The sequence below is a fragment of the Mycobacterium sp. genome (assembly GCF_036273375.1).
GTDB lineage: Bacteria > Actinomycetota > Actinomycetes > Mycobacteriales > Mycobacteriaceae > Mycobacterium.
Window position 1 is genome coordinate 1 of the sequence record NZ_DASUHS010000067.1, and the last position, 7,927, is coordinate 7,927.

The window sequence follows — 7,927 nt, forward strand, 5'->3', positions numbered from 1 at the left end:
CCGCTTTCGTGGCAAACTCGTTACGTTGCTGACCGCGTAGGTCATAGGTAATTTGGGTAATCGATTCGCCACGGCACCCGAGCCGAGTAGCCACCCGATCGCCACCCCCCGCGAAGGATGACGATGCTTGCCACAGACAGGCCCACAGCCACCGTCTCGACGACGGCACGCTGGCGGCGCCGCATCCTGACCCGTTCCGGATTGATCACCGGTGCATTCGTCGTCCCGGCCGTGGTCGTCCGCATCGCCGGACTACATACCGGCGCGGTGCTCGCCCTGCTGATCTTCGGGGCAGCGGTGGTGGCGGCGAGCTTCTGGCTGGCGTGGGCGGCCGAGGCCGCGCAGATCGACGTCTCCGGGGGGCTGGCGACGGCGCTACTCGCCCTGATCGCGGTGCTGCCCGAATACGCCGTCGACCTCTATTACGCCTACGTGTCCGGCCACAACGCGGATTACACGCAATACGCCGCCGCCAACATGACCGGGTCCAACCGGTTGTTGATGGGTCTGGGTTGGCCCGTCGTGGTGCTGGTGAGCATTCTGGTCGCCCGCAAGCCCGGTTCGCACAAGCCGACCGGTTTGACGCTGGAGCCAGCAAACCGCGTCGAACTCGGATTCCTGTTGATCGCCGGCGTTCTCGCGTTCGTGATCCCGGTGAGCGGCCAGATCCATTTTGGGTTGGGGCTGGCGTTGCTGGCCTGGTTCGGGTTCTACCTGTACAAGATCAGCCACGGCGACGTCGAAGAGCCCGAGCTGATCGGCACCGCCGCCGCGTTGGGCGACCTGCCCGACGGCCGGCGGCGCGTCGCTGTGATCGGCCTGTTCTTGGTGTCGGCCGGGGTGATCCTGCTGTGCGCCAAGCCCTTTGCCGATAACCTGGTCGCCGCCGGCACGGAACTCGGCATCAACCGCTTCCTGCTGGTGCAGTGGCTGGCCCCCCTGGCCTCCGAAGCACCGGAATTCATCATCGCGATCATTTTCGCCACCCGGGGCAAGGGCACGGCGGCTATCGCCACCCTGATCTCCTCCAAAGTCAACCAATGGACCCTGCTGATCGGGTCACTGCCCATCGCCCACCTGCTGGGCGGCGGCGGGTTCTCCCTGCTCCTGGATTCCCGCCAGGTGGAGGAAGTGCTGCTCACCGCCACCCAAACGATGATGGGGGTGGCGCTGATCCTGGCGCTGCGGTTCCACCGGGCCGCCGCGTGCACACTGCTCGGGCTGTTCGTAGTCCAGTTCCCGATCTTCTCGACACAGGGGCGGCTGCTGCTCTGTGCTGTCTATACCGCGGTGGCCATCGTGGGGCTGATCATCAACCGTCGCCACGTCGCCGCCACTCTCGCGGCGCCGTTCTTCGGCACGGCCATTCGGCACGGCGGTCACGTTCACCACGAACCGGGAGATTCCACTTACCCGAGGTAGGCCGCCACGGCACCGATGACCGCCCTGCGCCCGGAATCACGCTGCGTATACCGTCCCAGGTATGAATCGAGTGTCGGTGATCACAGGCGGTGCGGGCGGCATGGGCCTGGCCACGGCGAAAATCGTCGGCCGCGACCACACCGTGGTGCTGTGCGACGTCAGGCAGGACCGGCTGGCGACCGCGGCGACGACCCTGCAAGACCTCGGGATCGCTGCGACGGTCGTCGACTGCGACGTGACCGACCGGGGCGCCGTCGCGAGCCTGCTCGGCACCGCGAACAACCTCGGGACCGTCGTCTCCGTCATCCACACCGCGGGGGTCAGCCCCAGCATGGGTGCCGCCGACTACGTCATGCGGACCAACGCCGTCGGCACCGTCAACGTCAACGAGGAGTTCTTTGCGGTCGCCGGCGAGGGCGCGGTGATCGTCAACGTAGCGTCGATGGCGGCGCACATGCTGCCTGCGGAAATCATTCCAGCAGAACAATTTCCGCAGGCGCTGGACGACACCGACGCCTTCATGGACGCCATGCTGACGGCGTGCAGCATCGCTCCCGAGGAGGCGCGATCCGGTCTCGCCTACGCCGTGAGCAAGACCTTCGTCAAGTGGTACAGCCAGTCGCAGGCGGAGCGATTCAACACCCGCGGATTGCGCATCGTCTCGGTGTCACCGGGGTCCATCGACACCGAGATGGGCAGGCTCGAGGAGCAGGCGGGCGCCGGCGCGATGGTTGCCAACGCCGCCGTCCCGCGGTGGGGCAAGCCGGAAGAGATGGCCGAGCTGCTCGCCTTCTGCGCCAGCGCTAAGGCCGGATACCTCACCGGCACTGACATACTCAACGACGGCGGCGTGATCGCTTCGATGACCGAACGAGCCCGGGTGGCGGTCGGCGGCTAGACGAGGTAGTACAGCTCGGAATGCGGGGTGAGCTCGGGGGCGCTGGACTCCGGTTGGCTATTCCTCGGCGCTGATGCCGGCTTTCGTGAGGCCGGCACCGTCACGCGTCCCGCCGTGGATCCACTCCCGTGCCCGCAGCCGCCAGGTCCGGCGCGCGTACTCGAGCTCGGTATACGGCCATTGGGTGACGATTCGGCCGGACGGCGATCGAAAGTAGCTGTCGCACCGCGTCCAGATGGTGCGCTCCAGATCCGCGGAAAGTGCGTCGTTGTAGCGCTTTTCGGCCTCGGGTCGCACGTCGAGGTATCCGCCACGACGTGCCAGGCGGCTTACCGCGCTGGCGACCAGTCGCGCCCCGGCCTCGAGGATGTAGACGATGGAGTTGCCACCCTGGTTGGTGTTGGGGCCGTAGAGCATGAAGAAATTGGGGAATCCGCTGACCGCGACCCCCAGATAGGCGGACGGGTCGTCGCCCCAGTGCTCGTGCAGCGGGCGTCCGCCGGCGCCGACGACATCGATGCCGGAGAGGTAGCGAGACGTCTCGAAGCCGGTGGCCAGGACGATCGCGTCGACGTCGATTCCGGTGCCCGATGCGGTGATCACCGATGTGCGGCCGATCCGCGAGATGGGGTCGGTGACCAGTTCGACGTTGTCGCGCTGCACGGCCCGGTAATAGTCGTCGCCCAGCAGCACCCGTTTACAGCGGAACGGATAGTCCGGTGTCAGCGCCCGGCGCAGCGGTTCGTCGTCGACGGTGCGCTCCAGGAACGATGTCGCGATCTGCGTGCGCGCCGTCACTACGGGGTCGTCGGCGAACGTTGCGGTGTTGTCGTGCTGAAACTTCCAGATCTGCCACCGGGTGCGGCGCAACGCCAGGAAGCTTTGTTTGAAGCGGGCCAATTCGGTCTCGCTATACGGGCGGTCGTCCTTGGGCACCATCCAGGGCGGGGTGCGTTGGAAGACCGTGACGTGCCCGGCGGTCTTCGCCAACTCGGGCACAAGCTGTACCCCGCTGGCGCCGGTGCCGATCACCGCGACGTTGCGGCCGGCCAGATCGAGGTCGTGATCCCATTGCGCGGTGTGCAGCACTGGGCCGGCGAAGTCGCTCAGGCCGTCGATATCGGGGAGCTTGGCCGATCCGAACAGGCCGACCGCACACACGACGACGTCGGCGGTCAGGTTGGCCGGCTGCCCGTTCCGCCTCAGTTCGCAATGCCACGCCGCGGTATGCGGGTCCCAGCGCACGGAGCGCACCGTCGTGTCGAGCAGGAGATGGCGACGCAAGTCGAAGTCGTCGGCCACCGATTCGAGATAGGCCAGTATTTCGGCCTGCCGCGCGTAGGTGCGGCTCCAGGATGTGTTGGGGGCAAAGGAAAACGAGTACAGGTGGCTCTGGATATCGCAGGCGGCGCCGGGGTAGGTGTTGCGCCGCCAGGTGCCGCCGACCCCGTCGTCGCCCTCGATGATCACCAGATCGTCGACGCCCGCGCGGCGCAGCGCGACGGCCGCGCCCAGCCCACCGAAGCCGGCGCCGATGATGGCCACCTTCGGACCGCGGCCGCGCCGGGTCGCCGCTCGCATCCGCCCAATGGCGTAGAGCGACTTGGCTTTTCGGCTTGTCACGGCCCGTCCCCGGCGCGGCGGACCAGCAGGCCTTCCAGGCTCCCGTCGGCGCGCCACTGCTGCAGGATGTCGGCGTACTCGGTGGGTGCCCCGAAGAAGAAGCTGCCCTGCCGGGTCTTGGCGTCGGCCTTGCCTTCCCGGTTGTAGTAGCCCGGCGTACACGTCTTGGCACGCTCGGCACTCGCGACCGACCGGGCCACCACCGTGTCGACCCAGGCGGCTTCGGCGGCAGGTGCGGCCTCGATTTCGGTGATGCCTTCGGCGAGTGCGGTCGCGATGATCCAGGCGACGTGACCGGCCTGCACGTCGAGCAGGTAGGGGAAGTTCACCGTCAGCCCGGCCTGGGCGATGCTTTCGATGAAGCAGTTCGGGAATCCGGTCGTACACAGGCCCTGGAAGGTGCGCACGCCGCCGTCCCAGCGTTCGGTGAGCGTCACACCGTCACGGCCGATCAGCTTGAATCCGGTGCGGCGACAGTAGTCGGTGCCCACCTCGAAACCCGTTGCGAAGATGAGGCAGTCGAGTTCGTAGGCCGCGCCGTCGACCACCACACCGGTTTCGGTGATGCGCTGCACCCCGAGACCCCGGGTGTCGACCAGGGTGACGTTGTCCCGGTTGAACGTCTGCAGATAGTCGTCGTGGAAACAGGGTCGTTTGCAGAAGTATCCGTACCACGGTTTCAGCGCCTCGGCGGTGGCGGGATCGGAGACGATCGCGGCGACGCGTGCCCGGATCTCGTCCATCTTCGCGAAGTCGGCCAGCTCGATGTCGCGGCCGCGCTGTTCGGGATCGGCGAGGCCGTCTGGATCCTGACGCATGACGGGCAGCTTGCGGGTGATGCTTGTCCATGCGTCGGCGACCAGGTCCTGGTCGGCTTGGCCTCCGGCGGTGAGGATCTGAAAGTTGGTTATTCGCTCGCGCTGCCAGCCGGGTTGTAAAGTGTTGGCCCACTTCGGATCCGTTGCTTGGTTTGCCCGGATATCCACCGAGGACGGGGTGCGCTGGAAGACGTAGAGCCGGTGGGCCGCGGCGGCGAGGTGCGGTACACACTGGATCGCCGTGGCGCCGGTTCCGATGATGCCGACGCGCTTGTCGGCCAGATTCTGCAGCCCCGCACCGGTGTAGGCATAGTCCCACCGGCTGGTGTGGAACGCGTGCCCGCGGAAGGCACCGAGCCCTTCGATGCCCGGCAACTTCGGTTTGGCCTGATAGCCGTTGGCCATGGAGACAAACCTGGCGCGCATTTCGTCGCCCCGGTCGGTGCGGATGATCCAGCGCGATTCGGCTGGTTCCCAACGGATTTCCCGCACGTCGGTCTGCAGGCAGGCGTCGCGGTAGAGGTCGAAGTGCTCGGCGATGCGCCGGCAATGCGCAAAGATCTCCGGGCCCTTCGCATACTTTTCGGTGGGGGTGTAGCCCAGCTCCTCGAGCAGCGGCATGTACACGTACGACTCGACGTCACAAGCGATTCCGGGATAGCGGTTCCAATACCAGGTACCTCCGACGTCAGCCGCGCGGTCGATCAGCCGCACGCTTCCGACGCCGAGCTGTCGTAGCCGCGCCCCGGTCAACAGGCCGCCGAATCCGGCGCCGACGATGGCAACGTCCACCTCGTCGGTGAGCGGCTCGCGGGCCAGGTCCCCGTCGGCCCACGGGTCTTCGGCGTATCGGGCGAACGCGCCGGCCATCTCGACGTACTGGGCAATGCCGTCGGCACGCACACGGCGCGCGCGTTCCTCGGCGTACTTGCGTCGCAGCGCGTCGACATCAAACGCCTGGCCAACGGTCTCGGTCACGGCCTCGGGTTCCTCTCCGTGGCCTCGACCCTATAATCAATCGCTTGATCATATCAAGGGCGCGGCCACGCACGCGGCCGGTTACGAGCGGCTATCCCCGCGTACGCGGGGCGAGCAGGGTGCCCTTGATCAGTTGCCTGGCTGACTCCAGCGCCGCGTGATACTCCTTGGACGGCAGCGTGGCCGCCAACTCGGTGAGGCCGTAGATCAGCGCATAGATCGCCTCGGCAACGCCGCGCCGGTCCGCGCGGCCGGCTAGCCCGCCCTCGGGGAATGCATCCTCGATGATGCCGTCGATGATTTCGCGGAACGCCTGAAACCCGCCCGTCGCCGTGGCATCGACGGCGATCGCTTTCTCCGCCCGTATCACCCACTCGAAGGCCGCCAGGTCGGGGTACTCGCGCATCAGCCGGCCCGATTCATCGAGGACCGCTTCTAATCGTGCGATCGCGTTGCCCGGGTGGGCGGCCGCCTGGCGCAGTCGCGGGACCGCGACGTCGGTCCGCGCCGCCACCGCGGCCTTCATCAGTTCTGACTTGTTCGGAAAGTAGTTATAGAGGCTCGCACTGGTCACGTTCGCGGTGCGGGCGATCTCACGAATAGTTGCCCGCGCGTACCCCGCCGCGGCCACGCACCGCATGGTGGCGACGATGATCCGCCGGCGAGTCTCCTCGCCGCTGGCACCTACCGGACGCCCGCGTTGCGCCCGCGCCACGGTGCTACGTCCACTGGTCGCATCCTGTCCGTCGGCCGATACTGCCGACACATCGAATATAATCGAACGATCAATTTCTCTGGTGTGGGCGCGGAGGTGCGCAGTGCGTGACCGACGGACCCGCAGGGCGCCATGACCGCCACTCCGCCGCAATTGGGCCGGCCGGTGGGCGCCGATGGCGAGCAGACCCGGGCACGAATCATCACCGCAGCGATGCGCTGTGTGGCCGATGCGGGCTATACCCGGGCGACGATTCGCGAGATCGCCCGGGCCGCCGGTATGACCAGCGGCAGCTTGTATCACTACTTTGCGAACAAGTCCGAGTTGCTCGGGGCCACCGTCAGCGAGATGGACCAGATCGCACTCCCCCGGCTGCGCGCGGCCGCCACACAGTCCGACAATGTCGTCGATCGGCTCGCAGCGGTGCTCGACGAGTCAAGCCGGTTGATGCGCGACTATCCAGGCCTGGCCGCCTTCGAGCGGGCTATGCGGGTGGTCGGCCACGAACACCGCGGTGGCAACAGATTGAAGTACCCCGGATTGAAAGCGTTGCGCGACATCATCACTGAGATCGTCGGTGATGCCCAAGCGCAGGGCGCGCTGCCCGCAGGCACCGATCCGGGCGCCGCGGTGAATGCGATCCATGCGCTGGCACGCGGTCTGACGGAACGGGCGGCCAGTCTGGGTCCGGATGCGTACGCCGCGACGCTCGATTCGGCCAAGGGGCTACTGCGGGGAACGCTCTTTACCGACGGCCATCAGTGAGTCGCCCAACGTCCACAACGCAATCCCGAGCAACACCAGATCTTTGAGCAGAAATTGGCCGGGCAGCGCCGAGAGCACCGGAAAACCGTGGGCGTACGTCATGACCACACCCGGGGTGGTGAACAGAAAACTCAGCGTGCCCATAAACAGCACCACCGCCAAGGCGCTGCCCGCCGCCGAGACTCGCGGCCACAGCGGCCGCACCGCAATGAGAAGGGCGGCAAAGATTTCCATCGTTCCGAGTGCACGCCCGACGAAGGTGACGCTGAAGACGTCGTAAACCCAGCTCATCAGCGGGCTGTGCTGAATGAGCACGCGGGCTTCCATTTTCACGTACTTGCCCACTCCGATCCACGCCAGGACGAGCACCAGGCCGTAGCGGCTTACGTGGTGGCCCCACCGGGTCAGCGCCGGCGCCGCGGCCGGTGCCAGGGTTTGGTCGATCATCGGGCGATTCCTTTCGGGAGCTGAAATGCGGGCGTCCAACCAACCCACGGTGCAGGGCACGATCGCGTTCACTTCCGCAACCGCTCGAGGCCGGCGACGATGAGCCGCAACCCGAAAGCGAATTCGTCGGCCAGCGGGACGGGCAGATCGTCGGCGACGGTGACCGTCGCGGGATAGCGAGACGGATCGAGCCGGTGAAACGCCACCGAGAGTTCGGCGTCCCGTTGATCGCCCTCCGCCGTCGCTCCGGACAGCTGTATC

7 protein-coding genes and 1 pseudogene are annotated in these 7,927 nt (G+C 66.8%); 3 read left to right on the forward strand and 5 right to left on the reverse strand.

The window, feature by feature from the left end; translation table 11 throughout:
* Positions 1–117: 117 nt before the first annotated feature.
* Positions 118–1,422 (forward strand): calcium:cation antiporter family protein, encoded by a 1,305-nt coding sequence (locus VFW69_RS06220; protein WP_526499234.1) that lies wholly within the window; start codon positions 118–120, stop codon positions 1,420–1,422.
* Between the two features lie 61 nt (positions 1,423–1,483).
* Entirely contained in the window at positions 1,484–2,320 is an 837-nt protein-coding gene (locus tag VFW69_RS06225) for an SDR family NAD(P)-dependent oxidoreductase (protein ID WP_526499236.1), read from the forward strand.
* A 57-nt stretch (positions 2,321–2,377) separates the two neighbouring features.
* On the opposite strand, the gene VFW69_RS06230 is transcribed toward VFW69_RS06225, so the two are convergent.
* The 3 genes from VFW69_RS06230 to VFW69_RS06240 form a co-directional block, all read right to left on the reverse strand.
* Entirely contained in the window at positions 2,378–3,943 is a 1,566-nt protein-coding gene (locus VFW69_RS06230; RefSeq protein WP_526499238.1) for a flavin-containing monooxygenase, read from the reverse strand.
* The gene (locus VFW69_RS06235) at positions 3,940–5,739 is read right to left on the reverse strand and encodes a flavin-containing monooxygenase (RefSeq protein ID WP_526499240.1); all 1,800 of its coding nucleotides are present in this window, start codon (positions 5,737–5,739) and stop codon (positions 3,940–3,942) included. Before VFW69_RS06235 ends, VFW69_RS06230 begins: the two co-directional genes overlap by 4 nt.
* Positions 5,740–5,830: 91 nt before the next feature.
* Positions 5,831–6,454 (reverse strand): TetR/AcrR family transcriptional regulator, encoded by a 624-nt coding sequence (locus VFW69_RS06240; protein ID WP_526499246.1) that lies wholly within the window; start codon positions 6,452–6,454, stop codon positions 5,831–5,833.
* Positions 6,455–6,586: 132 nt separating this feature from the next.
* On the opposite strand from VFW69_RS06240, the gene VFW69_RS06245 reads away from it, so the two are divergent.
* Positions 6,587–7,219: a TetR/AcrR family transcriptional regulator gene (locus tag VFW69_RS06245; protein WP_526499242.1), complete on the forward strand. Its 633-nt coding sequence runs from the start codon at positions 6,587–6,589 to the stop codon at positions 7,217–7,219.
* Here VFW69_RS06245 and VFW69_RS06250 read toward each other — a convergent pair.
* Positions 7,181–7,666 carry a YkgB family protein gene (locus VFW69_RS06250; RefSeq protein WP_526499244.1) on the reverse strand — a complete coding sequence of 162 codons (486 nt, stop codon included), beginning with the start codon at positions 7,664–7,666 and terminating at the stop codon, positions 7,181–7,183. The two genes, VFW69_RS06245 and VFW69_RS06250, sit on opposite strands and share 39 nt — an antisense overlap.
* 68 nt (positions 7,667–7,734) lie before the next feature.
* Positions 7,735–7,927, reverse strand: a pseudogene (locus tag VFW69_RS06255) (TetR/AcrR family transcriptional regulator); the annotation flags it as partial.